Here is a 26455-nt window from a genome sequence, read left to right as displayed (position 1 = left end):
GTCAAGCCGCCCCGGAACCGCGCCCGCTCAGCGCTCCGCCGTCAGGAACGCGGTCAGCGCCTCGGCCAGCTGCGCATCCGACTCCTCGTGGCCGATCGTCGCGACGCCGTCACCCGGCTGCGGGCCGTACCAGCCGAAGGCGGCGTGGTTCGCGCCCTCGATCTCGACGGACTCCGCGGAGGCGGGCAGCAGGTCGCGGGCGGCGGCGACCTTCGCGGGGGTGCTCAATCCGTCCTCCGATCCGCTGACGCTGAGGACGGGGAGGCCGCTCGCCGAGAGGTCGTTCGCGCAGTAGCTGCCCAGCAGCACGAGGCCGGCGACGTCGTCGCCTCCCGCCCACTGGCAGGCCTTCACGCCGCCGAGGGAGTGACCGCCGACGAACCACTCGTCGACCCCCTCCGCCTGGTCGGTGAAGCTCTCGAGCGAACGGAGGTCGAAGAAGGCGAGGTTGAGGACCGGGCGCGTGATGACGACCGTGACGCCCTCCGCCACGAGCGGGGCGAGGGTCGCTTCGTACGACTCCGCATCGACCTTGGCGCCCGGCACGAAGACGAGACCCTCGCCCGACGCGCCGCCGGTCGGAGTCATCACGATCGCGGAGTCGGTGCGCTCGACGCCCACTCCGGGCTCGGCTCGCACGCGCTCGAGGGCCGCCTCGTCCGGCCCGAGGACGATCGAGGACCAGGTGAGGAAGCCGAGCACGGCGACCGCGAGCAGCCCGCCCAGCGCGAGCAGCACGATCCGGAGCGGCCGGCGCCGACGCGCGCTCATCGGCTCGCCGCGATCGCGTCGGCGGCCTGCACGAGAGCGAGGTGCGAGAGCGCCTGCGGAGTGTTGCCGGCGTGGCGGCGGTTCTCGACGTCGTACTCCTCCGACAGCAGGCCCACGTCGTTCGCGAGCGACACCAGCCGGTCCATCAGCGTCCGGGCGTCGTCGAGGCGCCCCGAGGAGGCGTACTGCCGGACGAGCCAGAACGAGCAGGCGAGGAACGGGTGCTCGCCGCCCGGCAGGCCGTCGACCGAGGACTCGGTGCGGTAGCGGTGCAGGAGCCCCTCATGCAGGAGCACGCGCTCCATCTCGGCCACGGTGCCGGTCATCCGCGGATCGTCGGCGTCGACGTAGCCGACCATCGGCAGCACGAGGAGCGACGCGTCGACCTCCGTCGATCCGTACGACTGCACGAAGTGACCGCGCTCGGCGTCGAAGCCCTGCGCGTCGATCTCGGCGCGCACCTCGTCGCGCAGCGCCTCCCAGGTCTCGACCGGGCCGTCGAGGCCGTGCTCGCGGACCGCCCGCACGCCGCGGTCGAGTGCGGCCCAGATCATGACCCGGGAGTGCGTGAAGTGGCGGGGCTCGCCGCGGATCTCCCAGATGCCGTTGTCGGGTCGCTGCCAGTTCTCCTCGACGAAGCCGAGCAGGGCGCGCTGGAGAGGCCACGAGAACCGGTTCTCGTCGACACCCGCGGTGCGCGCCTCGTGCAGCGCGACCATGACCTCGCCGATGACGTCGGCCTGGTACTGGTCGACCGCCGCGTTGCCGATCCGCACGGGCGAGGCACCGTCGTAGCCGGGCAGGCTCGGCATCGTGCGCTCCGCGAGGTCCCGCTCGCCTGCGATGCCGTACATGATCTGCACGTCGGCCGGATCGCCCGCCACCGCGCGGAGCAGCCAGGCGCGCCACTTCTGCGCCTCCTGCTCGAAGCCGTGAGCGAGCAGCGCCTGCAGGGTCAGCGCGGCGTCGCGGAGCCAGACGTAGCGGTAGTCCCAGTTGCGGCTGCCGCCGAACTCCTCCGGGAGCGACGTGGTCGCGGCGGCCACGATGCCGCCCGTCTGGTCGTCGGTGAGGGCGCGGAGGGTGAGCAGGGAGCGCACGACCGCCTCGCGGTACGGGCCGTCGTAGCGGATCGATCCGGCCCACTCCGACCACCAGGCCAGCGTGGTCTCGAGGGCCCGATCGACGTCGAGGGCCTTGGGGGAGCGGTGGTGGGAGGGGAACCAGGCCATCGAGAGATCGGTGACGGCACCCGCGGCCACGTCGAACTCGGCGCTGTGGACGTGGTCGGTCGCCGTCAGCCGCACACCGCGGACGACGACCGCGTCCGGCCCTGCCACGGCGACCAGCAGCGGAGCCTCGTCCGTGCCCTCCTGGCGCACCCACGGCACGACCCGCGCGTAGTCGAAGCGGAGGCGCAGCTCCTGCCGCATCCGCACCGTGCCCGAGACGCCGCGCACCCGGCGCACGAGCTCGGCCCGGTCGTCCCGCAACGGCATCACGTCGGTGACCTCCACCACTCCGCTCGACGTCGTCCACCGGGTGAGCAGGGCGAGCGTGTCGCCGAGATAGCGGCGCTCGACGCGGGCGTCGGGATCGACCGGCCGCAGGGACCAGCGCCCCTGCTCGTCGCCGCCCAGCAGGGCGCCGAAGACGGACGGGGAGTCGAAGCGCGGGAGGCAGAGCCAGTCGATGCCGCCGTCGCGGGAGACGAGAGCGGCGGTGCGGCAGTCGGAGAGGACCGCGTAGTCCTCGATCGGGGAGACCATGCACGGATCCTCTCAGCACGAGCCGGGCACTCCCCGTCAAGGCGGAGCGTCGGTCCTCACCCGCGCCGTAGGGTGAGCCGCATGACGCACTCGGTCTCGACACTGCTCATCCTCGGAGCGACGGGGGACCTCTCCTCCCGGCTCCTGCTCCCCGCGATCGGCCAGCTGCTGACGCGCGAACCCGACCGGAGGCTGCAGCTCGTCGGCGCCGGCCGCGAGGACTGGACGCAGGAGCACTGGCACGAGGTCCTCTCCACCTCGCTCGCGACGGTCGAGACGAGCGGCACCGGCGCCGACGAGATGGTGGCGGGCACCCGGTACCAGCAGATCGACGTCACCGATCCGGAGGCGCTCGCCGCGCTGCTCGCGAGCTTCGCAGGACCCGTCGCGATCTACTTCGCCCTGCCGCCCGCGATCGCGGCGAAAGCGTGCGACGCGCTCGCCGCGCACGACCTGCCCGCGGGAACCGTGCTCGCGCTCGAGAAGCCCTTCGGCGTCGACGAGGAGAGCGCCCGTGCCCTCAACGAGCGCCTCGCCGCGCTCGTGCCCGAGGAGCGGGTCCACCGGGTCGACCACTTCCTCGGCCGCGCCACCGTGATGAACCTGCTGGGCCTGCGCTTCGCCAACCGGATCCTCGAGCCGCTGTGGTCGGCCGAGCACATCGAGAGCGTCGCCATCGTCTACGACGAGCAGCTCGGGCTGGAGGGGCGCGCCGGCTACTACGACGGCGCCGGTGCCCTGATCGACATGATCCAGAGCCACCTGCTGCAGGTGCTGGCGGTCGTCGCGATGGAGGCGCCGTCGACGCTCGACGCCGCCGACCTGCGCGACGCCAAGGGAATCGTGCTGCGCGCCACGCGGATCCGCGAGGAGGAGGGCTCTCGCCGGGCGCGGTACACCGCCGGGTCCGTCGACGGACGCGAGCTCCCCGCGTACGCCTCGGAGGAGGGCGTGGACCCCGAGCGCGGCACCGAGACGCTCGCCGAGCTCACGGTCGAGATCGACACCTGGCGCTGGGCGGGCGTGCCCTTCACGCTGCGCTCCGGCAAGGCGCTGGGCGAGCGCCGCCGCGAGGTGGTCATCCGCTTCAAGCCCGTGCCGCACCTGCCGAGCGGCTTCCACGGCACGGAGTCGCCCTCGGTGCTGCGGCTGTTCCTCGCTCCGGACAAGATGGCGCTCGAGCTCAACATCAACGGTCCCGGCGACCCCTACACGCTCGAGCGCGCGTCACTCGAGGCGACCTTCGGAGCCGGCGAGCTGCTGGCCTACGGCGAGGTGCTGTCGGGCATCCTCGACGACGACCCGTCGCTCTCGGTCCGCGGGGACGCGGCCGAGGAGTGCTGGCGGATCGTGCAGCCGGCACTCGACGCCTGGCGCTCGGGCGCCGTGCCGCTGGACGAGTACCCCGCGGGCAGCGAGGGCCCGGAGGGCTGGAAGCAGGTCTGAGCGGGAGGCGCGTCTCACGACCCCGCGGTGGAGGGGGGGATCTCGATACGCCCGCTGCGCGGGCTACTCGATCAGCAGGGGAGGGGCGGGGTCCGCTCGCCGCGCCTAGCGGGTCGCGTCGACCGGGAGCTGCGCTGGCGCGTCGGGCTCCGCCCAGACGGCGATCGGCTTCGGTTCCCAGGTGAGGGCCGCGGGCTCCGTCTCGACGGGCGGAGTGGAGGCGCGCATCACCGGGATCGCCGAGGTGACGGGATTCTCGGTCTCCGCGACGCCTGCGCGCAGCTGCTGCGCCTGGATCGCTCCGGCGAGCTCGTGCGCCAGGGACCTCGCGAGCATCCCGTGGAAGATCGGATCGCGGTCGTCGTGGCTGCGGCGTGTGACGACCCACGCCCCGTCGGAGCCGACGAACGCGGCGAGGCGCTCGTGCACGACGGCGAAGAGCTCGTCCTGCGTGAGCGCCGGGGCCGCGACGACCTCGGGGACCGGCGGGCGGCGCCTCAGACGAAACCTCATGACGAACCCCGATTCCCGTGCGACCAACAGCTGAGACCAGTGTCGCGGGGGAGCGGGGACGCAGTCCGCTGACACGCCGCCGCACAGGGCGAACGGCGCGTCAGCGGGCACGATCAGCGATCGCGCTTCTTGCCCTTCTCCTCCTTGGCGAGCTCCTTGGAGTCGTAGGAGACGGATCCGAAGGCGACCGCCACGGCGATCGCCCAGCTGACCCACTGCAGGACGAGTCGCCAGTCGCGCGGCCCCTTGCGGGTCGTCTGAAGGATCGACCAGCCGCCGACCAGCGCGCTGATGACGCTCGAGTTGAGGATGAACTTGCGCATCGATTGCCTCCCGGTGTTCACGACGACGCTACCGGTGCCGTCGCGATGCCCGGAGCGGTTGACAGGACGGAGCCGTTCTCCCGCTACCGTGGACCGCCGCCCGGCAGCATCCGGGCGCCGGGAGGATCGGAACCGCATGCGCACCGCAGTCATCGGGGTGGTCCTGCTCCTGCTCGGAGCGGTGGCGGTGCTCACGGGCGTCCTCCCTCCCGAGGCGCTGGGCGCGCTCGTCGAGCGGACGGGACCGATCCTCGCCTTCGTGGTGGCGGTCACGGTCGTGGCCGAGCTGGCTTCGGAGGCGGGCGTCTTCACCGTGGTCGCCGAGCGCGCCGCCGTCTGGGGTCGGGGCCGCACGGCCGTGCTCTGGCTGCTCGTCGTGCTCCTCGCGGTGCTGAGCACGGTCTTCCTGTCGCTCGACACGACCGCGGTGCTGCTGACGCCCGTCGTGGTGCTGCTCGCGGCGCACGTGAAGGTGTCGCCCCTGCCGTTCGCGATGGCGACGGTCTGGCTGGCGAACTGCGCGTCGCTCCTGCTCCCCGTGTCGAACCTCACGAACCTGCTCGCGGAGCGTCGGCTCGGCGTCGACGGGCCGCTCGAGTTCGCCGCGCTGACCGCTCTGCCCGCCCTGGTGGCCGCCGCGGTCCCGGTGCTGGTGCTCGCGATCCGGTACCGCCGCGAGCTGGCGGGCCGCTACAGCGCGGGGGAGCGGACGCCGATCGGGGATCGCGTGCTGCTCGTCGGCTCCGGCGCGGTGGTGGCCCTCCTGCTGCCCGCGCTGGTGTCCGGACTGGAGGTGTGGATCCCCGCCACGGCCGCGGCGGTGGTGCTGGTCGTCCTGTTCGCGGTGCGCCGGCCCCGCGCGCTCCGCGCCTCGCTCCTCCCGTGGCAGCTCGTCGTCTTCGCGGCCGGCCTCTTCGTCGCGATGGAGGCGGCGCACCAGCTCGGGCTGGGGGCGGCGCTCGCCGTGGTCGCGGGGCAGGGCGGCACAGTCGCGGACCTGCTGCGTCTCGCCGGCTCCGGAGCCGTGGCCGCGAACCTCGTCGACAACCTGCCGGCGTACCTCGCTCTCGAGCCCGTGGCCGCGGATCCGGTGCGACTGGTCGCCCTGCTGATCGGCGTCAACGCCGGTCCGCTGATCACGCCGTGGGCGTCGCTCGCGACCCTGCTCTGGCACCAGCGGCTGACGGCGATGGGCGTCCGGATCTCGTGGGCGCAGTACGCGCTGCTCGGTCTCGTCGCGGTCGTGCCGACCGTCGGCGGCGCGGTCCTCGCGCTCGCCGTCACGCAGGGTTAGGCGGCGGAGGGACATCTCCTGTCCGACACCCGTTCGAGAGGGGCTGGTAGCCTCCTGGGGTCCACGACGACCCGATTCGACGAGGGGTACACCATCTCCGAGCACGCAGTTCCCGACCTCCAGGACGGTGCTCCGGCGCCGCGCAACGCGTTCGTGGTGGTGTCCAACCGGCTCCCCGTCGACCGTGTGACGGCCGAGGACGGCACCGCCTCGTGGAAGACGTCCCCCGGCGGCCTGGTGACCGCGCTCGAGCCCGTCATGCGGGCGAACGAGGGCGCCTGGGTGGGCTGGCCGGGAGTCGCCGACGAGGTCGTCGCTCCGTTCGAGAACGACGGCGTGCTCATCGTGCCCGTCGCCCTCAGCGCCCAGGAGCTCGAGGACTACTACGAGGGCTTCTCGAACGACACGCTCTGGCCGCTCTACCACGACGTCATCGCGCCCCCCACCTACCACCGCGACTGGTGGGACGCCTACGTGCGGGTCAACCGGCGCTTCGCCGAAGCCGCCGCCGCGGTGACGGAGGAGAACGGCGTGGTCTGGGTGCAGGACTACCAGCTGCAGCTCGTGCCCAAGATGCTCCGCGAGCTCCGACCCGACGTCACGATCGGCTTCTTCAACCACATCCCGTTCCCGCCGTACGGGATCTTCGCCCAGCTGCCGTGGCGCAAGCAGATCGTCGAGGGCCTGCTGGGCGCCGACGTCATCGGCTTCCAGCGCCAGGGCGATGCGGGCAGCTTCCTCCGGGCGGTGCGGCGACTGCTCGGCTACGACACCCGCAGCACCGTCGTCGAGGTCCCGGTCGAGGACGAGGCCGCCGGCGGCACCCGGCGCGTCAACCGCTCCCGCCGGGGGGCGAGCGTGCGGCCCGTGGTCGCCCGGCACTTCCCGATCTCGATCGATTCGGCCTTCTTCGAGGAGATGGCCCGCACGCCCGAGATCCAAGCGCGCGCGAAGGAGATCCGCGACGAGCTCGGCAACCCCGAGGTGATCATGCTCGGCGTCGACCGGCTCGACTACACCAAGGGCATCGGGCACCGCCTGAAGGCGTTCGGCGAGCTCCTCGCCGACGGCCGCCTCAGCACCGCCGACGCCGTGCTCGTGCAGGTCGCCAGCCCGAGCCGCGAGCGCGTCGACACCTACCGCCAGCTGCGCGACGACATCGAGCTGCAGGTCGGCCGGATCAACGGCGACTACGGCCGGATCGGGCACCCGGCGATCAGCTACCTCCACCACGGCTACCCCCGCGAGGAGATGGTGGCCCTCTACCTCGCCGCCGACGTGATGCTCGTCACCGCGCTGCGCGACGGGATGAACCTCGTCGCCAAGGAGTACGTCGCCTCGCGCTTCGACAACGACGGCGTGCTGGTGCTGAGCGAGTTCACCGGAGCGGCCGACGAGCTGAAGCAGGCGGTGCAGATCAACCCCCACGACATCTCGGGGCTGAAGGACGCGATGGAGGCCGCCGCGCGCATGCCGCGGGCCGAGAAGACGCGGCGGATGCGGGCCCTGCGCCGTCGGGTCCTCGAGAACGACGTCGCGCGCTGGTCCGAGAGCTTCCTCTCGGCGCTCACCGAGCACGCCGCGGGCCAGCAGCTCGACGTGCGGCCGGCGGCGCGCGGCCAGGAGGCCCCGGTCGGCCAGGAGGCCGAGCACCGCGAGGACTCCGAGCGCGGCAAGGAGGCGGAGGCGCGATGAGCACCGTCACCCCCTCGCCCGTCGACCCGCACCTCCCCGGCGTCCCCGACCGCCTCGTCCTCGCCCTGCGCGAGTTGGCGGCGACCGGGCGGCTGCTCGTCGCCCTCGACTTCGACGGCACCCTCGCCCCGGAGGTCGACGACCCCGCGCGCGCCCGCGCCCTGCCCGAGGCGCGCGAGGCCGTGCTGCGCCTCCTGGGCCTGCCCGGCACCCGTGTCGCGCTCGTCTCGGGTCGCGCGCTCGAGAGCCTGGAGGAGGTGTCGCAGCTCCCCGACGAGGCCCTGCTCGTGGGCTCCCACGGAGTGGAGATCCGGCTCGACCCCGACGAGGACGCCGTGCGCCTGAACCCCGTCGAGCTCGCCAAGGTCGACCGGCTCGAGGGCGTGCTCAAGGGCATCGCCCGCGGGATCGACAACGTGTGGATCGAGGACAAGCCGGCCGGCTTCGCCCTGCACACCCGTCTCGCCACCGACAAGCACAGCAGGGTCGCGCACGTCGTCGCCCTGTCGGAGGCGCGCGCCGAGGTCGCGGGCGTCCACGTGCGCGAGGGAAAGAACGTGCTCGAGTTCTCGGTGCGCTCCACGACCAAGGGCGAGGCCGTCGAGCACCTGCGCCGCTACACCGGCGCCACCGCGGTGCTCTACGCGGGCGACGACGTGACCGACGAGGACGCCTTCGCCGTGATGCGCGCGGGTGACGTGGGCGTGAAGAGCGGGCCGGGCACCACCTCCGCGGCGTACCGCGTGCGGGGCCCGGAGCAGGTCGCGCACGTGCTCTCCCTGCTGGCGGAGTTCCGCGGCGCCCCGGCCTGACGAGGAGCGTGATCGGGGCGCTCGGGAGCGCCGGAGCAGGGGTCGCGAGGCGGTAGCCTCGTCACATGCCGGAAATCGATTGGAAGCCTCGTTCGCGCACCGTCACGGACGGCATCGAGGCCACGACGTCCCGCGGGATGCTCCGCGCCGTCGGAATGGGCGACGACGACTGGGAGAAGCCCCAGATCGGGATCGCCTCCTCCTGGAACGAGATCACCCCCTGCAACCTCTCCCTCGAGCGCCTCGCGCGCTCCGCGAAGGAGGGCGTGCACTCGGGCGGCGGGTACCCGCTGCAGTTCGGCACCGTCTCGGTGTCGGACGGCATCTCGATGGGCCACGAGGGCATGCACTTCTCGCTCGTCTCGCGCGAGGTCATCGCCGACTCCGTCGAGACCGTGATGATGGCCGAGCGCCTCGACGGCACCGTCATGCTCGCCGGCTGCGACAAGTCGCTGCCCGGCATGCTGATGGCCGCCGGGCGACTCGACCTCGCCGCCGTCTTCGTCTACGCCGGATCGATCGCTCCGGGCTGGGTCAAGCTCTCGGACGGCACCGAGAAGGACATCACGATCATCGACTCCTTCGAGGCGGTCGGCGGCGTCAAGGCCGGGATCATGTCCGAGGAGGACGCCAAGCGCATCGAGTGCGCCTTCGCCCCGGGCGAGGGCTCGTGCGGCGGCATGTACACCGCGAACACCATGGCCAGCGTCGCCGAGGCGCTCGGGATGAGCCTGCCCGGCTCGGCCTCGCCCGCTGCGGCCGACCGCCGCCGCGACTACTTCGCCCGCAAGTCCGGCGAGGCCGTCGTGGAGCTGCTGCGCAACGGCACCACCGCGCGCGACATCCTGACGAAGGAGGCGTTCGAGAACGCGATCGCCGTCGCGATGGCCTTCGGCGGATCCACCAACGTCATCCTGCACCTGCTCGCGATCGCCAACGAGGCCGAGGTCGACCTCACGATCGACGATTTCAACCGCATCGGCGACACGATCCCGCACATCGGCGACCTCAAGCCCTTCGGCAAGTACGTCATGAACGACGTGGACCGCCACGGCGGCGTCCCCGCCGTCATGAAGGCGCTGCTGGACGCCGGCCTCCTGCACGGCGACTGCCTGACGGTCACCGGCAAGACGGTCGCCGAGAACCTCGCGGCGATGGACATCGCGCCGCTGGACGGCGAGGTCATCCGCACGCTCGACAACCCGATCCACGCGACCGGCGGCCTCACGATCCTCAAGGGCTCGCTCGCCCCCGAGGGCGCGGTCGTCAAGACGGCCGGCTTCGACGCGTCCGTGTTCGAGGGCCCCGCGCGCGTCTTCGAGCGCGAGCGCGCCGCGATGGACGCCCTGACGAACGGCGAGATCGAGAAGGGCGACGTGGTGGTCATCCGCTACGAGGGACCGAAGGGCGGCCCGGGGATGCGCGAGATGCTCGCCATCACCGCCGCCATCAAGGGCGCGGGCCTCGGAAAAGATGTACTACTCTTGACCGACGGACGATTCTCAGGCGGCACAACCGGCCTGTGCATCGGACACATAGCACCCGAATCGGTGGACGCAGGTCCCATCGCATTCGTGCGCGATGGGGACCCGATTCGGGTCGACATCGCCGCTCGCTCGATCGACCTACTTGTCGACGACTCCGAGCTCGCCGCCCGCCGAGAAGGCTGGGCCCCCCTTCCTCCGCGCTACACCCGCGGTGTCCTCGCCAAGTACGCCAAGCTCGTGCGCTCGGCGGCCGTGGGCGCCACCACCGGGTGACCCCGGCCCGCTCCCGCCGGCCGCGCACTCGCGCCTCCCGCGTCCAGGACCTCGCGGTCCCGGGCCCGCCGCCGCACTCCCTCTCGAAGGAAACGACACCCGCATGACCCCGGACCCGTCCGCCGTGCATCCCGCACCCACGCCCCAGCCACCCCGCCCCGCCGCGTCCGCAGCGGCCCCGGCCCCCGCGGTCGAGACCCTCACCGGAGCGCAGGCGGTCGTCCGCTCGCTCGAGATGCTCGGGATCGAGGACGTCTTCGGCCTGCCCGGCGGCGCGATCCTCCCGGTCTACGACCCGCTGATGGACTCGTCGAAGATCCGCCACATCCTGGTCCGCCACGAGCAGGGCGCCGGCCACGCCGCCGAGGGCTACGCCTCGGCGACCGGCAAGCTCGGCGTCTGCATCGCGACGTCCGGCCCCGGAGCGACGAACCTCGTCACGGCGATCGCGGACGCCTACATGGACTCCGTCCCGATGCTCGCGATCACCGGTCAGGTCTTCTCGACGCTGATGGGCACCGACGCCTTCCAGGAGGCGGACATCGTCGGCATCACCATGCCGATCACGAAGCACTCGATCCTCGTCACCCGCCCCGAGGACATCCCGCAGGCGCTCGCCTCCGCCGCCCTCATCGCCACGACCGGCCGTCCCGGCCCCGTGCTCGTCGACATCACGAAGGACGCGCAGCAGAACGAGGCGCCGTTCCTCTGGCCGCCGAAGATCGACCTGCCCGGCTACCGCCCGGTCACCAAGGCGCACGGCAAGCAGATCCAGGCCGCGGCGCAGCTGCTGGCCGAGTCGAAGAAGCCGGTGCTGTACGTGGGCGGCGGCATCATCCGCGCGCGCGCCTCCGCCGAGCTCCTCGCGTTCGCCGAGACGTCCGGCGCACCGGTGGTCACCACGCTGATGGCCCGCGGCGCGTTCCCGGACTCGCACGAGCAGCACCTCGGCATGCCCGGCATGCACGGCACCGTCCCCGCGGTGCTGGCGCTGCAGGAGGCCGACCTGATCCTCGCGCTCGGCTCGCGCTTCGACGACCGCGTGACCGGCAAGGCGGCGCTCTTCGCCCCACACGCCAAGGTCGTGCACGTCGACATCGACCCCGCCGAGATCTCCAAGATCCGCACCGCCGACGTGCCGATCGTGGGAGACCTCAAGGATGTGCTGCCCGACCTCACCGACGCCTACGCCAAGGTGATCGACGGCGGCGCTCCCGACACCTCCGAGTGGTGGTCCTACCTCAAGGGCCTCCAGGAGGAGTTCCCGCTCGGCTACACGGAGCCGGCCGACGGCCAGCTCTCGCCGCAGTACGTGATCAAGCGCATCGGCGAGATCACCGGTCCCGAGGGCGTCTTCGCCTCCGGAGTCGGCCAGCACCAGATGTGGGCCGCGCAGTTCATCAAGTACGAGCGCCCCAACTCGTGGCTGAACTCGGGCGGCGCCGGCACCATGGGCTACTCAGTCCCGGCCGCCATGGGCGCCAAGGTCGGCGAGCCCGAGCGCGTCGTGTGGGCGATCGACGGCGACGGCTGCTTCCAGATGACCAATCAGGAGCTCGCCACCTGCACGATCAACGACATCCCGATCAAGGTCGCGGTGATCAACAACTCCTCGCTCGGCATGGTGCGGCAGTGGCAGACCCTCTTCTACGAGGGCCGCTACTCCAACACCGACCTCAACACGGGACACGACACCGTGCGGGTGCCCGACTTCGTGAAGCTGGCCGACGCGTACGGCGCGCTCGGCATCCGGGTCACGAAGCCCGAGGAGATCGACGACGCGATCCGCCTCGCGATCGCGACGAACGACCGCCCCGTGGTCATCGACTTCGTGGTCAGCCGCGACTCGATGGTGTGGCCGATGGTGCCCCAGGGCGTCTCGAACAGCTACGTCCAGTACGCCAGAGACCACAGCCCGACCTGGGACGACGAGGAGTAGACCGCATGACGCACCACGTTCTCTCCCTGCTCGTCGAGGACAAGCCGGGACTGCTCACCCGTGTCGCCGGGCTCTTCGCCCGACGCGGCTTCAACATCGAGTCCCTCGCCGTGGGTCCGACCGAGCTCGACGGACTGTCGCGCATCACGGTCGCCGTCGACGTCGAGGACCTCCCGCTCGAGCAGGTCACGAAGCAGCTCAACAAGCTCGTCAACGTGATCAAGATCGTCGAGCTCGACCCCGACCAGTCGGTGCACCGCGAGCACCTGCTCGTGAAGGTGCGCGTCGACAACGTCACCCGCTCGCAGGTGCTCGAGGCCGTGAACCTCTTCCGCGCGCGCGTGGTCGACGTCGCGACCGACGCCCTCGTCATCGAGGTGACGGGCGACTCCGGGAAGACCAACGCCTTCCTGCGGGTCATCGAGCCCTACGGCATCAAGGAGATCGCGCAGTCGGGCCTGCTCGCCATCGGGCGCGGCTCGAAGTCGATCACCGAGCGCGTCTTCAAGAACTGACCGCGACCACTCCTCAACAGAAAAGGACACACCACGTGACCGAGCTCATCTACGACACCGACGCCGATCTCTCGATCATCCAGGCCAAGAAGGTCGCCATCGTCGGCTACGGCTCGCAGGGCCACGCCCACGCGCAGAACCTCCGCGACTCCGGCGTCCAGGTCGTCATCGCGCTCAAGGACGGGTCGAAGTCGACCGCCAAGGCCGAGGACGACGGCTTCGAGGTCAAGAGCGTCGCCGACGCCGCCGACTGGGCCGACCTGATCATGATCCTCGCGCCGGACCAGCACCAGCGCGCGATCTACAGCGAGCAGATCGCCGACAAGCTGACCGAGGGCAAGACGCTCGCCTTCGCGCACGGCTTCAACATCCGCTTCGGCTACATCGAGGCCCCCGCGGGCGTCGACGTGATCCTGATCGCGCCGAAGGCCCCCGGCCACACCGTGCGCCGCGAGTTCGTCGCCGGCCGCGGCATCCCGGACATCATCGCCGTCGAGAACGACGCTACCGGCACCGCCTGGGAGACCGCGAAGTCGTACGCGAAGGCCATCGGAGGAACCCGCGCGGGCGTCATCAAGACGACCTTCACCGAGGAGACCGAGACCGACCTGTTCGGTGAGCAGGCCGTGCTCTGCGGCGGCACCTCGCAGCTCGTCCAGTACGGCTTCGAGACCCTCGTCGAGGCCGGCTACCAGCCCGAGATCGCCTACTTCGAGGTGCTCCACGAGCTCAAGCTGATCGTCGACCTGATGTGGGAGGGCGGCATCGCCAAGCAGCGCTGGTCGGTCTCCGACACGGCCGAGTACGGCGACTACGTGTCGGGCCCCCGCGTCATCGACCCCAGCGTCAAGCAGAACATGCAGGCGGTCCTCGGCGACATCCAGAGCGGCGCGTTCGCGAAGCGCTTCATCGCCGACCAGGACGCCGGAGCCCCCGAGTTCCAGGAGCTGCGCGCCAAGGGCGAGCAGCACCCGATCGAGGCGACCGGCCGCGAGCTGCGCAAGCTGTTCGCCTGGAAGCAGACCGACACCGACTACACCGACGGCAGCGTCGCGCGCTGACGCACTGACGCCTGACGGACCGAGGGAACCCCGGACCGTCGAAGGAACCCGCTCCGGCGGTATCCCTCGACGGGTCGGGGTTCCCTCACGTCCGGGGTTCCCTCGGGGCGGCGGGTAGCGTGGGGCGGATGGAGCGACGGGCGCGGCGGCTGCGGCAGTGGGACGAGACGGCGGCGGCGATCCGGGACGGGCTGTCGTACGGGGTGTCGGCGGGGGTCGTGCTGTGCGGGCTCGCAGGAGCGGGTCTCGCGGCGGCGCTGGCGTTGCTGTCGGGCGGGATCCTGGAGTCGTCTCCTCCGCTGCTGCGCACCCTCGCGGCTCTGCCGCTCGCACTCATCGCGGCGACGACGCTGGTCGTGACGGCGTCGCAGCTCCGTCGGCACTCCGACCGTGCTGCGCGGCGGTTCACGGCGGCGGCGTGGCCCGTGCCAGCGGACTTCGACCGGAGCGATCTGGATCGGACCGCCGATCTGCCGTTCGACGTGCGCCTGCCCGAGGACGCCCTCGACCCCGCGGACCTGGCCCGGATCCTCGCACCGTCGGCCGGCGAGCGCGCCGAGGCGCGGACGCGGAGCGCCGCGGCCGGCCTCCGGAGCCGCTCGGTGCTGGTCGCCCTGCTCTCGATCGCGGGCGTGGCCGCGGCGGGTGCCGGCCTGCTCCTCCTGTTCGCGACTCTCCTCCTCAGCGGAGAGGAGCGGTTCGCCGTCGCGGCCGCCGTGCTCGCCGCCGCCGGGGCCGGGGCGGGCATCGGATCCTCCCAGGCGAACGCCGTGCCGATCGCCCTCGCGCGCGTCGGCGACGCGCAGCTGGCGCGGAGCCGTCGCCTGCTCGTCGAGCTGTGGCCGGGGGACCTCGAGGAGGGGCCGCTGTCGGTCCGCGGGGGAGCGGCCGCGATCGACCGGCGGGCCCTGCCCGGGGCGTCACGGAGGGCGGCGCCGGCGAGCCCCGCCGCCGGACGGGCGGCTCCGATCGTGATGCTGGCCGCCGTGCTGCTCCCGGTGCTGGTGCTGCCACTGCTGAGCTGACGGGCTCTAGCTCCCGGCCTCCCGCGCGAGGCGGCGCAGGCCGCCCTTCGGAGGGACGCGCACGGGGTCCGGCCAGCGGGGCGCCAGGTGGTCGCCGAGGGTGACACGCCGGATCTTCCGGCCGACCAGGGGGAGCACCCAGTCCGTCGTCCAGCGCTGCTGGTCGCGCAGCCACTCGAGGGGAGTGAGCGGCTCGGGCGGATCCCACGGTCCGTCCGAGATCGAGTGCGGCACTCCGAGGGTGTCGAGCACGCGGGCGGCGAGGTAGCGGTGGCCGCGCTGGGAGAGGTGCATCCGATCGGGCGACCACATCACCGGCTCGCGGAACGCCTGCATCCGCCAGTAGTCGACGAGGACCGCGCCGCGCTCGCGGGCGATGCGGCGCACCGCGCTGTTGTAGATCCGATTGCGGCGCACGAACATCCGCGGCGCGGGCAGTCCGGGGATGTCGAAGCCCGTGAAGAGCACGAGGACGGCACCCGTGGTCGCGAGGTCGTCGACGAGCTTCTCGTAGCGCCGGACCAGCACCTCCATGTCGGTGCCGAGGTCGAGGATGTCGTTCCCGCCCGCGTAGAGCGTGACGAGCGTGGGCCGCAGCGCGAGCGCGGGCTCGAGTTGCTCGTCGCGGATCTGCGCGAGCCGCTTGGAGCGGATGGCGAGGTTCGCGTACTCCCAGCCGGGCTCGGCCTTCGCGAGACGGTCGGCGACGCGGTCGGCCCAGCCCCTGACTCCGTTGGGCAGTCGCGGATGCGGATCGCCGACGCCCTCGGTGAAGGAGTCGCCGATCGCGACGTAGCGCCGCTCGCCGGCCGCCGCAGTGCGTTCCCCCATCCGGGGAGGATCGCGGGCGGGGGAGACCGGGCGGTGGCGAGCAGGTGTCCGGGCGGTGACCCCTCACTCCGAGCCGCCTGGGAGCCGAGCGCGGTTAGGGTGTCGGGGTGATCGATGCCAGGGACGACGACGCGCTCAGCTGGGCGGGCGAGGACGAGGACCCGACGCTCGCGGCGGGGCCGGGGACGACGCGGCGGCGTCCGCCCCGCGCGGTCCGCTCGGCGCCCCAGGAGCGACCGGCGCTCGAGGACGAGACCGAGGCGCCGCTCCCGGAGGAGCTGCGCGAGGACGAGCCGGAGGAGGACGAGGCGTCCGAGCTCGACGCCGCGGCCGCCTCCTCCGTGCTGCTCATCGCGACCGGGGTCACCGCCGGCGTCTACCTGCTGTACACGATCGCGTGGATGATCTCGGCCACCCGTCAGAACGCCACGATCGCGGGCACCTTCGCCGGCGACGCGGTCGGCGGGGGGCTCTACGGCCTCGGGCTGTGGCTGGCCGTCGCCGCTCCCGTCGCCTGGTTCACCGCGACGCTGCTCGGCACCCGCGACGCGCGGGTGCGCACCCGCGTGCTCTGGCTGGTCGCGGGACTCGTGCTGCTCGCTCCGCTGCCGTTCCTGAAGGGGGCGTGAGGATGAGCGACGAGACCGCCACGAAGGCCACCCTGGGCGGCCGGCGCGCGGGTCGGGGGAAGCGCTTCGCGCTCTCGGCGCTGATCGCCGTGCTGTTCGGGGCCCTCTTCGCGTGGGACGTGTGGGAGGCGATCGGCAACCTCGTGGGTATCCGCGCCTACGCCGCGGGGCTGAACACCGATCTCAACGCGACCGGATGGACGGTGCTGCTGCTCGGGCTGGCGCTGCCCGTCGTGTGCTTCACCGTCGCGCTGCTGCTCGGGCGGCGCCGAGGAGTCGCCGCGCGCGCGGGGCTCCTGTTCGCGGCGCTCTGCCTCTCGGCCGTGCTGTCGCTGGACGTGCAGCAGGTCTTCGGCTTCGCGAGCCTCGTCTCGCTCGGCTGAGCAGCGCGTCGCCACGGCGGGGAGCGCGGCGTCACACGGCCGAGCCCGGCGGCGGGGCTCCGCTACAGTGGCGGGGGCTCCCGCGACGCCCGCGTCCGGTGCCCGCACCGTCCCCTCCCCGAAGGAAGCGCACTCGTGACAAAGCCGGTCGTCCTGATCGCCGAAGAACTCTCGCCCGCCACCGTCGACGCTCTCGGTCCCGACTTCGAGATCCGCTCCGTGGACGGCACCGACCGCCCGGCGCTGCTCGAGGCGCTCGGCACCGCCGACGCGATCCTCGTGCGCTCGGCGACGCAGGTCGACGCCGAGGCCATCGCCGCGGCGCCCTCGCTCAAGGTGATCGCGCGCGCGGGAGTGGGCCTCGACAACGTCGACATCACCGCCGCGACCGCCGCCGGTGTCATGGTCGTCAACGCGCCGACCTCCAACATCATCTCGGCGGCCGAGTTGACCGTGGGCCACATCCTGAGCCTCGCCCGCCACATCCCCGCGGCGCACAGCGCGCTCGCGCAGGGCCTGTGGAAGCGGTCGAAGTACACGGGCACCGAGCTCTACGAGAAGACCGTCGGCATCATCGGCCTCGGCCGCATCGGCGCGCTGATCACCGCTCGCCTGCAGGCCTTCGGCGTCGACGTCGTCGCTTACGACCCGTACGTCACGAGCGCCCGCGCGCAGCAGCTCGGAGTGACGCTCCTGCCGCTCGATGAGCTCCTCGCGCAGAGCGACTTCATCACCATCCACATGCCGCGCACCCCCGAGACCACGGGGATGATCTCGGACGAGCAGCTCGCGCTGATGAAGCCGACCGCGTACATCGTCAACGTGGCGCGCGGCGGCCTCATCGACGAGGACGCCCTGCACCGCGCCCTCGTCGCGAACACGATCGCCGGCGCCGGGCTCGACGTGTTCGTGAAGGAGCCGCCGGTCGGCTCGCCGCTGCTCGCCCTCGAGAACGTGGTCGTCACTCCGCACCTCGGAGCGTCGACCGACGAGGCGCAGGAGAAGGCGGGCGTCTCGGTCGCCAAGTCGGTGCGCCTCGCGCTCTCGGGCGAGCTCGTGCCGGACGCCGTCAACGTCGCCGGCGGCGTCATCGACGAGTACGTGCGCCCCGGCATCCCGCTGGTCGAGAAGCTCGGCCAGGTCTTCGCGGGCCTGGCGCACTCTCCCGTCACCTCCATCGACGTCGAGGTGCGCGGCGAGCTCGCCGCGTACGACGTCAAGGTGCTCAAGCTCGCGGCGCTCAAGGGCGTCTTCACGAACGTCGTGTCGGAGACGGTCTCGTACGTGAACGCTCCCGTCCTCGCCGAGCAGCGCGGCATCGAGGTGCGCCTGATCACCGACGGCGTCTCGGACGAGTACCGCAACCTGATCACGCTGCGCGGCGCCCTCTCGGACGGCTCGCAGATCTCGGTCTCGGGCACGCTCACCGGCACCAAGCAGGTCGAGAAGCTCGTCGCCGTCAACGGCTACGACGTCGAGGTGCCGATCGCGAAGCACCACGTCGTGATGAGCTACGTCGACCGCCCCGGGATCGTCGCGGTCTACGGGCGCGAGTTCGGCGAGGCCTCCGTCAACATCGCCGGGATGCAGATCGCGCGCACCGAGGCGGGCGGCAAGGCCCTCTCGGTGATCACCATCGACTCGCCGGCGCCGGCGGGCCTGCTCGAGAAGGTCCGCGTCGCGATCGACGCCGACATCATGCAGGAGATCGACATCACGGAGCAGTAGCCCCGTCGCTCACCGAGCACGACCCGAGCCCGTCCCGCGCACCGTCGCGGGGCGGGCTCCGTCGTCGGCGCGGTGCGCGCGGCGCTCAGTCGCCGCGCGGGGCCAGGAGGCGGTCGATGACCGCGAGGACGTCCTCCGCTTCGCCGCGCGACTGCTGGCCCGTGGGCAGCAGGGCGGAGTTGTAGTAGAGGCCGTCGCTCATCAGGACGATCGCGCGGGCGACCAGCGGATCGCCGACGGCCTCGACGACGACGTCGTTCCAGCTGTCGTGGATCCGGGCGAGGGCGGCGCTCGCCCGCTCGTCGTGGCCCTGCGCGATGCGCGAGACGGCGAGGATCGTGCGGTCGAAGGGGGTGTCGGCGGCGAACGAGGTGCGGATCAGGTACGGGACCACGCCCTCGTCGGACGTGCGGATGCGGTCGATGTCCTCGGCGAGGCGCTCGTCGAGCCGTGCGACGAGTCCGTCGACCAGCGCGTCCTTCGAGGGGAAGTGGTAGAGCAGGCCGCCCTTGGAGACTCCGGCCGCGCGGGCGACGGCGTCGAGGGTGGCCGCGCGCTCGCCCTGCTCGTTCAGCAGCTCCTCGAACGCGTCGAGGACGCGGTCGCGAGCGGGGGAGGCGGGAGGCATGCGCCCCATCCTACGGTCGGCCTTGCGCTACTGTACCGGCTGGACGGTATACTCCTCGGGTCGCCTGCTGCGCGCCGTCCGGTGCCGGCGCGACGTCGATCCGAGAGAGAGCACCACCGTGTCCGCCCGCACCGCCCCCGTCACCGTTCCGCCCACCTCCGCCGCGCTCGCCGAGGACCGCGTCGGCCGCCGAGCCTGGTTCGCCCTCGCGGTGCTGATGCTGCCGGTGCTGCTGGTCTCGGTCGACAACACGGTGCTGAACTTCGCGCTGCCGCTGATCGCCGAGGACCTCGGACCCACGGGCACCGAGCTGCTCTGGATCGTCGACGCGTACCCGCTGGTCCTCGCGGGCCTCCTCGTGGCGATGGGCAGCCTGGGCGACCGGGTCGGCCGGCGGAAGCTGCTCGTGATCGGCGCGATCGGCTTCGCCGTCGTCTCGATCGCCGCGGCGTTCGCTCCGACGGCCGGTGCGCTCATCGCGGCCCGCGCGGCGCTGGGCCTCTTCGGCGCGACGCTCATGCCCTCGACGCTGTCGCTCCTGCGCAGCCTCTTCCCGAACCGCGACCAGCGCCGTCTCGCGATCGCGATCTGGGCGACCGGGTTCGCGGTCGGCTCCGCGGTCGGTCCGCTCGTCGGCGGGGTGCTGCTCGAGAGCTTCCCCTGGGGCTCGGTGTTCCTGCTCGCGGTGCCCGTGCTGCTGCCGCTGGTCGTGCTCGCGCCGATCCTCGTGCCGGAGTCGCGCGACCCGCAGCCGGGGCCCGTGGACGTCGTCAGCATCCTGCTCTCGCTCGCGACCATGGCGCCCCTCGTCTACGCGGTGAAGTCGGTGGCCGAGCACGGCGTCGACGCGGTGGCCGCGACCGCCCTCGTCGTCGGCGTGGTGAGCGGCGTGCTGTTCGTGCGGCGCCAGCAGCGGCGCGCGGTGCCGATGCTCGACCTGTCGCTCTTCCGCCGCGGCTCGTTCAGCGCGGCCATCGTGGTGAACCTCCTCAGCGTCGTGGCGCTCGTCGGCGGACTCTTCTTCGTCTCGCAGCACCTGCAGCTGGTCATCGGGCTCTCGCCGCTGCAGGCCGGGCTCGTGCTCGTGCCGGGGCTCGCGGTGATGATCCTGGCGGGGCTCGGCGTCGTTCCGGTCGCGCGGCGCATCACTCCGCGGCTCGTCGTGCCCGCCGGGCTCGTGGTCTCGGCGGTCGGCTACGCGCTGCTGGCGATCGGCAGCGGGGCGGAGGGAGGCGCGACGGCGCTGACCGTCGCCGTCGCGTTCGCGTTCCTCGGCCTGGGCATCGGGGCGGCCGAGACGGTGTCGAACGAGCTCGTGCTCGCGAACGCGCCGGCCGACAAGGCGGGGGCCGCGTCCGCGGTGTCCGAGACGGCGTACGAGCTGGGCGCGGTGCTGGGGACGGCGACGCTGGGCACGGTGCTGACGTCGGCGTACCGCAGCGGAGTCGTGCTGCCCGCCGGCCTCGACGCCGATCAGGTGCAGCGCGCGGGGGAGACCCTGGGCGGCGCGGTCGCGGTGGCGGGCGAGCTGCCCGCCGACTCCGCCGCGAGCCTGCTGGCCTCGGCCGGCGCCGCGTTCGACGCGGGAGTCGGCTGGTCGGCCTGGATCGGCGTCGGCCTGGTGCTGTTCGCGGCGGTCGTCGCGGCCTGGCGGCTGCGGCGCAGCTGAGCGGCCCGAGAGTACGCTGGGACCGTCTCTGCCCCGCACTGCTCGCGCACTGCCCCCGCACGCCTGAGGATGCCCCATGCCCCGCACCGTGAAGCTCGCCGTCATCCCCGGAGACGGGATCGGACCGGAGGTGATCGCCGAGGCCGTGAAGGTCCTCGACGCCGTCACCGCCGACTCCGACCTGGTGATCGAGAAGACGCCGTTCTCGCTCGGGGCGGCCCGGTTCCTCGAGACCGGCGACGTGCTGACCGACGAGGACCTCGCGGCGATCGCGGCGCACGACGCGATCCTCCTGGGTGCCGTCGGCGGCGTGCCCGGCGACCCGCGCCTGAAGGACGCGAACATCGAGCGCGGGCTGCTGCTGCGCCTGCGCTTCGCGCTCGACCACTACGTGAACCTGCGCCCGACCCGGGTGTACCCGGGCGTCCCGTCGCCGCTGTCCGCGCCGGGCGACGTCGACTTCGTGGTCGTCCGCGAGGGCACCGAGGGTCCGTACGTCGGCAACGGCGGAGCGATCCGCCAGGGCACCCCGCACGAGATCGCGAACGAGGTGTCGGTGAACACCGCCTACGGGGTGGAGCGGGTGGTGCGCCACGCGTTCGAGCTGGCCCGCAAGCGCCGCTCGAAGCTCACGCTGGTGCACAAGACGAACGTGCTCGTCTTCTCCGGATCGCTGTGGAAGCGGCTGGTCGACGAGGTGGGGGCCACCTACGAGGACGTGGCCGTCGATTACCTCCACGTGGACGCCGCCACGATCTTCCTCGTGACCGACCCTGCTAGGTTCGACGTCATCGTCACCGACAACCTCTTCGGCGACATCCTCACCGATCTGGCCGGCGCGATCAGCGGCGGCATCGGCCTCGCCGCCTCGGGCAACATCAACCCCGACGGCGCGTTCCCCAGCATGTTCGAGCCGGTCCACGGATCCGCGCCCGACATCGCCGGGAAGCAGCTCGCCGATCCGACCGCCGCGATCCTCTCGGTGGCACTGCTGCTGGACCACCTGGGCCGGCCCGACGAGGCCGCCCGCGTGACGGCCGCGGTGACCGCCGACATCGAGTCCCGCGACGGCTCCGCCCGCGCCACCTCGGCGATCGGCGACGCCGTCGTCGCCCGGCTGAGCTGAACCGGCCCCCACTCCCGACGCTCCCGACGAAAGACACCGAGATGACCATCCCCCTCCCGCTCGCCCCCCAGGACCTCGCCTTCCAGGTGACTCCGAACCCCGAGCCGCGCTCGATCGAGGAGCGCGACCGGATCCTGGCCGACCCCGGCTTCGGCGTCTTCTTCACCGACCACATGGTCGACATCTGCTGGTCGCGCACCGGCGGCTGGCACCGCCCGCGCGTGCAGCCCTACGGCCCCATCGCGCTCGACCCGGCCGCGGCGGTCCTGCACTACGCGCAGGAGATCTTCGAGGGGATGAAGGCCTACCGCCACGCGGACGGCTCCGTTTGGACGTTCCGCCCCGAGGCGAACGCCGCGCGCCTGCAGCGCTCGGCCCGCCGTCTGGCGCTGCCCGAGCTGCCGACGGAGCACTTCATCGAGTCGCTCCGCCAGTTGATCGCCGTCGACGGCGACTGGGTGCCCTCGGAGCCCGAGACGAGCCTGTACCTGCGGCCCTTCATGTTCGCGAAGGAGGCGTTCCTGGGTGTCCGCGCGGCCGAGAAGGTCGGCTACTACGTGATCGCGAGCCCCGCCGGCGCCTACTTCTCGGGCGGCGTCGCTCCGGTGTCGATCTGGCTGTCGACCTCGTACGCCCGCGCGGGCAAGGGCGGCACGGGAGCCGCCAAGACCGGCGGCAACTACGCCTCGTCGCTCCTGCCGCAGCAGGAGGCCTACGGGCACGGCTGCGCGCAGGTGCTGTTCCTCGACTCGCAGGAGTCGCAGTACATCGAGGAGCTCGGCGGCATGAACGTGGTGCTCGTCAAGAAAAACGGCACGCTCGTCACTCCGGAGTCGGACTCGATCCTCGAGGGCATCACGCGCGACAGCGTGCTGCAGCTCGCGGAGGACCGCGGGCACCGCGTCGAGCGGCGTCGCGTGAGCATCGACGAGTGGCGCGACGGGGTGGAGTCGGGCGACGTCGTGGAGGTGTTCGCGTGCGGGACCGCCGCGGTCATCACTCCGATCGCCGAGCTCAAGGGCGAGGGCTTCTCGGTCGGGCACGCGGACGCGCCCGCCGGCGAGCTCACGATGTCGTTGCGGGAGGAGCTGACCGGCATCCAGTACGGACGCCGCGAGGACCGGCACGGATGGATGACGAGGTTGGACGCATGAAGATCGCACGATTCGCCACGCAGCGCTCGGGGGACAACGGGGGAGCGATCCACTTCGGGATCGTCGACGAGGACGACCTGGTCGTGCTCGCCGGGGACCCCATGTTCGCGGGCTTCGACACGACCGGGGAGCGCATCCCGATCTCGGAGGCGAAGCTCCTCGCCCCGGTGATCCCGCGCTCGAAGGTGGTCGGCATCGGCAAGAACTACTCGGACCACGCGGCCGAGATGGGCGGCGACGCTCCGGCGGAGCCGCTGATGTTCCTCAAGCCGAACACGTCGGTGATCGGTCCGGACGAGGCGATCGTGCTTCCCGAGGACAGCCAGCAGGTGGACTACGAGGGCGAGCTCGCGGTCGTGATCGGCGCCGTCGCGCGGAACGTGCGCGCGGAGGACTACGAGGACGTAGTCTTCGGGTACACGATCGCCAACGACGTCACCGCCCGCGACCTGCAGAAGAGCGACGGCCAGTGGGCGCGCGCCAAGGGCTACGACACGTTCTGCCCGATCGGGCCGGTCATCGAGACGGAGTTCGTCTGGAACGAGGCGGCGCTGGAGACGCGCGTGAACGGGCGCCGCGTGCAGTCCGGGAACACGGGCGACATGATCCACGGGGTGCCCGAGATCATCGCCTACGTGTCGCGGGTGTTCACGCTGCTGCCGGGGGACATCATCCTGACCGGAACGCCGGCCGGGATCGGGCCGATCGCGAACGGGGACGCCGTGGCGATCGACATCGAGGGCATCGGGACGCTGTTCAATCCGGTGATCGTCCGGGGCTGAGGCCCGGCTGCGGTTGCGGCCGCGACGTTCGGCCCGCAGGGATGCGTTCGGCTCGTCGGAATCGCTGATTCCCGCGAGCCGAACGTGGTTGTGCGAGCCGAACGTGGTTGTGCGAGCCGAACGTGGTTGTGCGAGCCGAACGTGGTTGTGCGAGCCGGAGGTGCGTGCGCCGGCCGCGAGTCCGGGCGCGTCAGTCGGCGGTGGTCGGGCCGGTCGTCTCGTCGGGGAGCTCGTCGTCGTCGGCGACGGAGTCGCCTCCGCTGTCGAGGTCGGTGACCTGATCGGACGTGCCGCGGTCGATCGCGGTGCCGCCGGGAGCGGCTCCCGCCATCGAGGTGTCGGTCGCGTCCTCGCCGGGCAGGGTGGTCTGCGCGCCGTCGACGGCGGTCGGGTCGGCACCCGCGGTCGAGCCGGCTCCGGTGGTCTGCTCGGGGAGGTCCTCGTTCGCCATGGTGGCTCCTTTCCAGTCGGTCGACCCAGCCCAGCACCCGCTGCGGCAGCGGCGCAGGACGTTGACAAACGCGGCGGAGGAGCGTCCGGCGCGTCGCAGGGACCGGCCCGTGGGAGCGCTTCACCGTGCTCCCCCGAGCTGTCAAGCGGAGTCGCTCGAAGAGGTGTTCGACGTAGCGTCGAAGGCATGAACTCGTCCCGGAACGACCCCGTCGCACGCATCGCCCGAGAGGACTTCGGCTGGACGTCGCTCCTGCCGGGGCAGCGCGAGGCGATCGAATCGGCGGCCTCCGGACGCGACACCCTGCTGGTCCTCGCGACCGGCGGCGGCAAGTCGGCGGTGTACCAGATTGCGGGGGCCCAGCGCGGCGGTGTCGTGCTCGTCGTCTCGCCGCTCGTCGCGCTGCAGGCCGACCAGCTCGCCTCCATCGAGGCCGCCCCCGCCGCACCGCCCGCCGTCGCCATCAACTCCTCAGCGGGAGCCGGGGCCGTCGCCCGTGCATGGAAGCGCATCGACGAGGGCGGCCCGCTCTACGTACTGCTCGCTCCCGAGCAGCTGGCCAAGGAGGAGAATGTCGCGCGGCTCGCCGCGGCGGGCGTCTCGCTCCTCGTCGTCGACGAGGCGCACTGCGTGTCGTCCTGGGGCCACGACTTCCGACCCGACTACCTGCGCCTCGCCGACGTTCGCCGCGAGCTGGGCGATCCGCCGGTGCTCGCAATGACGGCCACCGCGTCGGGTCCCGTGCGCGACGAGATCGTCGAGCGCCTCAGGATGACCGATCCCGAGGTGCAGGTGCACGGGGTCGACCGCCCCGAGATCCGGCTCGTCGTGCACCGCCACGAGAGCGAGAACGAGAAGCGCGCCGCGGTCGTCGAGGAGGCGCGCAGCTGGACGGCTCCCGGTCTCGTCTACGTCGCGACCCGCAAGGAGACCGAGGCCTACGCCGCCGAGATCGCCGCAGAGGGGCGCCGCGTCGCCGCCTACCACGCCGGCCTCAAGGTGAGCGAGCGCCGCGGCGTGCAGGACCAGTGGCGCGACGGTGGCCTCGATGTCGTCGTCGCGACCTCGGCCTTCGGTATGGGCATCGACCGGGGCGACGTGCGCTTCGTGCTGCACGCGACGACCACGGAGTCGCTCGATGCGTACTACCAGGAGATCGGACGCGCGGGGCGCGACGGCGAGCCCGCGACGGGGGCGCTGCACTACCGCGCCGAGGACCTCGGACTCCGCCGCTTCTTCGCCAAGCGCTCGATCGACAAGGCGGCGCTCCGGGTGATCTGGGCCGCGGTCACCGCGGAGCCCGGCCGGACGATCGCGGAGCTCGCGGACGAGCTCGGGAAGCCGGCCCGGACGCTCTCCCGACTCGTCAACGACCTCGCCGACGCCGACCTGATCGAGACCGGGAAGGGCGTCCGCCCGACCCGGGAGGCGAGCGCCGACGACGCCGTGCAGGCGGTGGCCGACGCCGTCGCCTCCCGCGAGCGGATCGCGGAGTCGCGGCTGTCGATGATGCGCGCGTACGCCGAGACGCAGCAGTGCCGGCGCCGGGTGCTGCTCGACTACTTCGGCGTCGAGGGCCCGGAGTGGTGCGGCAACTGCGACGGCTGCGAGCGGCACGAGGCGCAGCAGGAGGCGGCCTCGACGGCGCCGGCCGACGCTCCGCTCTCGGTCGACGAGTCGGTCGAGCACCGCGAGTGGGGCACCGGCACGGTCATGAGCGTGGAGTCGGACCGGGCGACGATCTTCTTCGAGTCCGAGGGCTACAAGGTGCTGTCGTTCCAGGCCCTGGAGTCGGGAGTGCTGCGCGAGCGCGAGGACGCGACGGTCTGATCGCTCCGGGAAGTCCCGCTCCGGGAACGGGGAGAGGCCCCTCGCGCACCGCCGGACGGCGGGCGCGAGGGGCCTCTCGCGTGGTGGGTCAGACGTTCGAGACGGCCGAGCTCACCGCGGTGGGGGCGTCGTAGTCGCCCTCGGGGATCGCGCGCAGAGCGTCGAGGACGTCGCTGGGAGCGTTCTCCTTCTCTGCGGTCTCGACGATCGTGTCCTTCGAGGCGGGGTAGTCGATTCCCGAGAGGTACTTCTGGATCTGGATCGGGTTGGGTGCGTCCATGGTGCTGTCCTTTCGTCGCCGTGCTGGTGGTGGCGCCGGTG

General features: G+C 72.2%; 25 protein-coding genes. 17 read left to right on the top strand and 8 right to left on the bottom strand.

Annotated elements, in window-relative coordinates; all coding sequences use genetic code 11:
- Positions 1 to 27 precede the first annotated feature (27 nt).
- Together ASF48_RS15240 and ASF48_RS15235 are read right to left on the bottom strand one after the other, a co-directional pair.
- Positions 28 to 771 (bottom strand): alpha/beta hydrolase, encoded by a 744-nt coding sequence (locus ASF48_RS15240; RefSeq protein WP_055793586.1) that lies wholly within the window; start codon positions 769 to 771, stop codon positions 28 to 30.
- The gene (locus ASF48_RS15235) at positions 768 to 2540 is read right to left on the bottom strand and encodes a glycoside hydrolase family 15 protein (RefSeq protein ID WP_055793584.1); all 1773 of its coding nucleotides are present in this window, start codon (positions 2538 to 2540) and stop codon (positions 768 to 770) included. The genes ASF48_RS15240 and ASF48_RS15235 overlap by 4 nt, the downstream gene beginning before the upstream one ends.
- 81 nt (positions 2541 to 2621) lie before the next feature.
- Between ASF48_RS15235 and ASF48_RS15230 the strand changes: the two genes are divergently transcribed.
- Complete coding sequence (locus tag ASF48_RS15230) at positions 2622 to 3986, top strand: glucose-6-phosphate dehydrogenase (protein WP_200931025.1); 1365 nt, start codon at positions 2622 to 2624, stop codon at positions 3984 to 3986.
- Positions 3987 to 4091: 105 nt separating this feature from the next.
- Here the strand turns inward: ASF48_RS15230 and ASF48_RS15225 are convergent, their stop codons facing one another.
- Positions 4092 to 4499, bottom strand: a complete 408-nt coding sequence (locus ASF48_RS15225; protein WP_055793578.1) for a hypothetical protein — start codon at positions 4497 to 4499, stop codon at positions 4092 to 4094.
- Between the two features lie 113 nt (positions 4500 to 4612).
- Positions 4613 to 4822: a hypothetical protein gene (locus ASF48_RS15220; RefSeq protein ID WP_055793576.1), complete on the bottom strand. Its 210-nt coding sequence runs from the start codon at positions 4820 to 4822 to the stop codon at positions 4613 to 4615.
- A gap of 136 nt (positions 4823 to 4958) precedes the next feature.
- Here ASF48_RS15220 and ASF48_RS15215 point away from each other — a divergent pair, with 136 nt between their 5' ends.
- The 8 genes from ASF48_RS15215 (at position 4959) to ASF48_RS15180 (ending at position 14923) form a co-directional block, all read left to right on the top strand.
- Positions 4959 to 6116: an SLC13 family permease gene (locus ASF48_RS15215; protein WP_055793574.1), complete on the top strand. Its 1158-nt coding sequence runs from the start codon at positions 4959 to 4961 to the stop codon at positions 6114 to 6116.
- A 159-nt stretch (positions 6117 to 6275) separates the two neighbouring features.
- The gene (locus tag ASF48_RS15210) at positions 6276 to 7811 is read left to right on the top strand and encodes an alpha,alpha-trehalose-phosphate synthase (UDP-forming) (RefSeq protein ID WP_055793923.1); all 1536 of its coding nucleotides are present in this window, start codon (positions 6276 to 6278) and stop codon (positions 7809 to 7811) included.
- Positions 7808 to 8623: a trehalose-phosphatase gene (otsB, locus tag ASF48_RS15205; protein ID WP_055793572.1), complete on the top strand. Its 816-nt coding sequence runs from the start codon at positions 7808 to 7810 to the stop codon at positions 8621 to 8623. Before ASF48_RS15210 ends, otsB begins: the two co-directional genes overlap by 4 nt.
- 65 nt (positions 8624 to 8688) lie before the next feature.
- Positions 8689 to 10383 carry a dihydroxy-acid dehydratase gene (gene ilvD / locus ASF48_RS15200; RefSeq protein WP_055793570.1) on the top strand — a complete coding sequence of 565 codons (1695 nt, stop codon included), beginning with the start codon at positions 8689 to 8691 and terminating at the stop codon, positions 10381 to 10383.
- Between the two features lie 103 nt (positions 10384 to 10486).
- Positions 10487 to 12322, top strand: a complete 1836-nt coding sequence (locus ASF48_RS15195) for an acetolactate synthase large subunit (RefSeq protein ID WP_055793568.1) — start codon at positions 10487 to 10489, stop codon at positions 12320 to 12322.
- A 5-nt stretch (positions 12323 to 12327) separates the two neighbouring features.
- Entirely contained in the window at positions 12328 to 12837 is a 510-nt protein-coding gene (gene ilvN / locus ASF48_RS15190; protein ID WP_055793566.1) for an acetolactate synthase small subunit, read from the top strand.
- A gap of 35 nt (positions 12838 to 12872) precedes the next feature.
- Positions 12873 to 13898: a ketol-acid reductoisomerase gene (ilvC, locus tag ASF48_RS15185; protein WP_055793564.1), complete on the top strand. Its 1026-nt coding sequence runs from the start codon at positions 12873 to 12875 to the stop codon at positions 13896 to 13898.
- 128 nt (positions 13899 to 14026) lie between these two features.
- Positions 14027 to 14923 (top strand): hypothetical protein, encoded by an 897-nt coding sequence (locus ASF48_RS15180; RefSeq protein ID WP_055793562.1) that lies wholly within the window; start codon positions 14027 to 14029, stop codon positions 14921 to 14923.
- Between the two features lie 6 nt (positions 14924 to 14929).
- Here the strand turns inward: ASF48_RS15180 and ASF48_RS15175 are convergent, their stop codons facing one another.
- Complete coding sequence (locus ASF48_RS15175) at positions 14930 to 15754, bottom strand: SGNH/GDSL hydrolase family protein (RefSeq protein WP_055793560.1); 825 nt, start codon at positions 15752 to 15754, stop codon at positions 14930 to 14932.
- Between the two features lie 107 nt (positions 15755 to 15861).
- On the opposite strand from ASF48_RS15175, the gene ASF48_RS15170 reads away from it, so the two are divergent.
- The 3 genes from ASF48_RS15170 (at position 15862) to serA (ending at position 18494) form a co-directional block, all read left to right on the top strand.
- Complete coding sequence (locus ASF48_RS15170) at positions 15862 to 16383, top strand: hypothetical protein (RefSeq protein WP_055793559.1); 522 nt, start codon at positions 15862 to 15864, stop codon at positions 16381 to 16383.
- Positions 16384 to 16385: 2 nt separating this feature from the next.
- Positions 16386 to 16766 carry a hypothetical protein gene (locus ASF48_RS19465; protein WP_055793557.1) on the top strand — a complete coding sequence of 127 codons (381 nt, stop codon included), beginning with the start codon at positions 16386 to 16388 and terminating at the stop codon, positions 16764 to 16766.
- A gap of 135 nt (positions 16767 to 16901) precedes the next feature.
- Positions 16902 to 18494, top strand: a complete 1593-nt coding sequence (serA, locus tag ASF48_RS15160; protein WP_055793554.1) for a phosphoglycerate dehydrogenase — start codon at positions 16902 to 16904, stop codon at positions 18492 to 18494.
- A gap of 85 nt (positions 18495 to 18579) precedes the next feature.
- Here the strand turns inward: serA and ASF48_RS15155 are convergent, their stop codons facing one another.
- Complete coding sequence (locus tag ASF48_RS15155) at positions 18580 to 19122, bottom strand: TetR/AcrR family transcriptional regulator (protein WP_055793552.1); 543 nt, start codon at positions 19120 to 19122, stop codon at positions 18580 to 18582.
- A 118-nt stretch (positions 19123 to 19240) separates the two neighbouring features.
- On the opposite strand from ASF48_RS15155, the gene ASF48_RS15150 reads away from it, so the two are divergent.
- The 4 genes from ASF48_RS15150 (at position 19241) to ASF48_RS15135 (ending at position 23853) form a co-directional block, all read left to right on the top strand.
- A complete protein-coding gene (locus ASF48_RS15150) occupies positions 19241 to 20791 on the top strand; it encodes an MFS transporter (protein ID WP_055793550.1) in 1551 nt (516 codons plus the stop codon).
- 76 nt (positions 20792 to 20867) lie between these two features.
- A complete protein-coding gene (locus tag ASF48_RS15145) occupies positions 20868 to 21917 on the top strand; it encodes a 3-isopropylmalate dehydrogenase (RefSeq protein WP_055793549.1) in 1050 nt (349 codons plus the stop codon).
- A gap of 41 nt (positions 21918 to 21958) precedes the next feature.
- A complete protein-coding gene (locus ASF48_RS15140; protein WP_055793547.1) occupies positions 21959 to 23071 on the top strand; it encodes a branched-chain amino acid aminotransferase in 1113 nt (370 codons plus the stop codon).
- Complete coding sequence (locus tag ASF48_RS15135; RefSeq protein ID WP_055793545.1) at positions 23068 to 23853, top strand: fumarylacetoacetate hydrolase family protein; 786 nt, start codon at positions 23068 to 23070, stop codon at positions 23851 to 23853. Before ASF48_RS15140 ends, ASF48_RS15135 begins: the two co-directional genes overlap by 4 nt.
- Positions 23854 to 24043: 190 nt before the next feature.
- Here ASF48_RS15135 and ASF48_RS15130 read toward each other — a convergent pair whose 3' ends face one another.
- Positions 24044 to 24304, bottom strand: a complete 261-nt coding sequence (locus ASF48_RS15130) for a hypothetical protein (RefSeq protein ID WP_055793543.1) — start codon at positions 24302 to 24304, stop codon at positions 24044 to 24046.
- Between the two features lie 186 nt (positions 24305 to 24490).
- Between ASF48_RS15130 and ASF48_RS15125 the strand changes: the two genes are divergently transcribed.
- The gene (locus ASF48_RS15125; RefSeq protein WP_055793541.1) at positions 24491 to 26134 is read left to right on the top strand and encodes a RecQ family ATP-dependent DNA helicase; all 1644 of its coding nucleotides are present in this window, start codon (positions 24491 to 24493) and stop codon (positions 26132 to 26134) included.
- 88 nt (positions 26135 to 26222) lie between these two features.
- On the opposite strand, the gene ASF48_RS15120 is transcribed toward ASF48_RS15125, so the two are convergent.
- Positions 26223 to 26414: a DUF2795 domain-containing protein gene (locus tag ASF48_RS15120; protein WP_055793540.1), complete on the bottom strand. Its 192-nt coding sequence runs from the start codon at positions 26412 to 26414 to the stop codon at positions 26223 to 26225.
- Between the last annotated feature and the right edge of the window lie 41 nt (positions 26415 to 26455).

The organism is Rathayibacter sp. Leaf299 (genome assembly GCF_001423055.1).
Taxonomy (GTDB): Bacteria; Actinomycetota; Actinomycetes; order Actinomycetales; family Microbacteriaceae; genus Rathayibacter; species Rathayibacter caricis.
The sequence above is the reverse complement of the archived record's forward strand: the minus strand, read 5'-3'. Positions and strand labels throughout refer to the sequence as shown.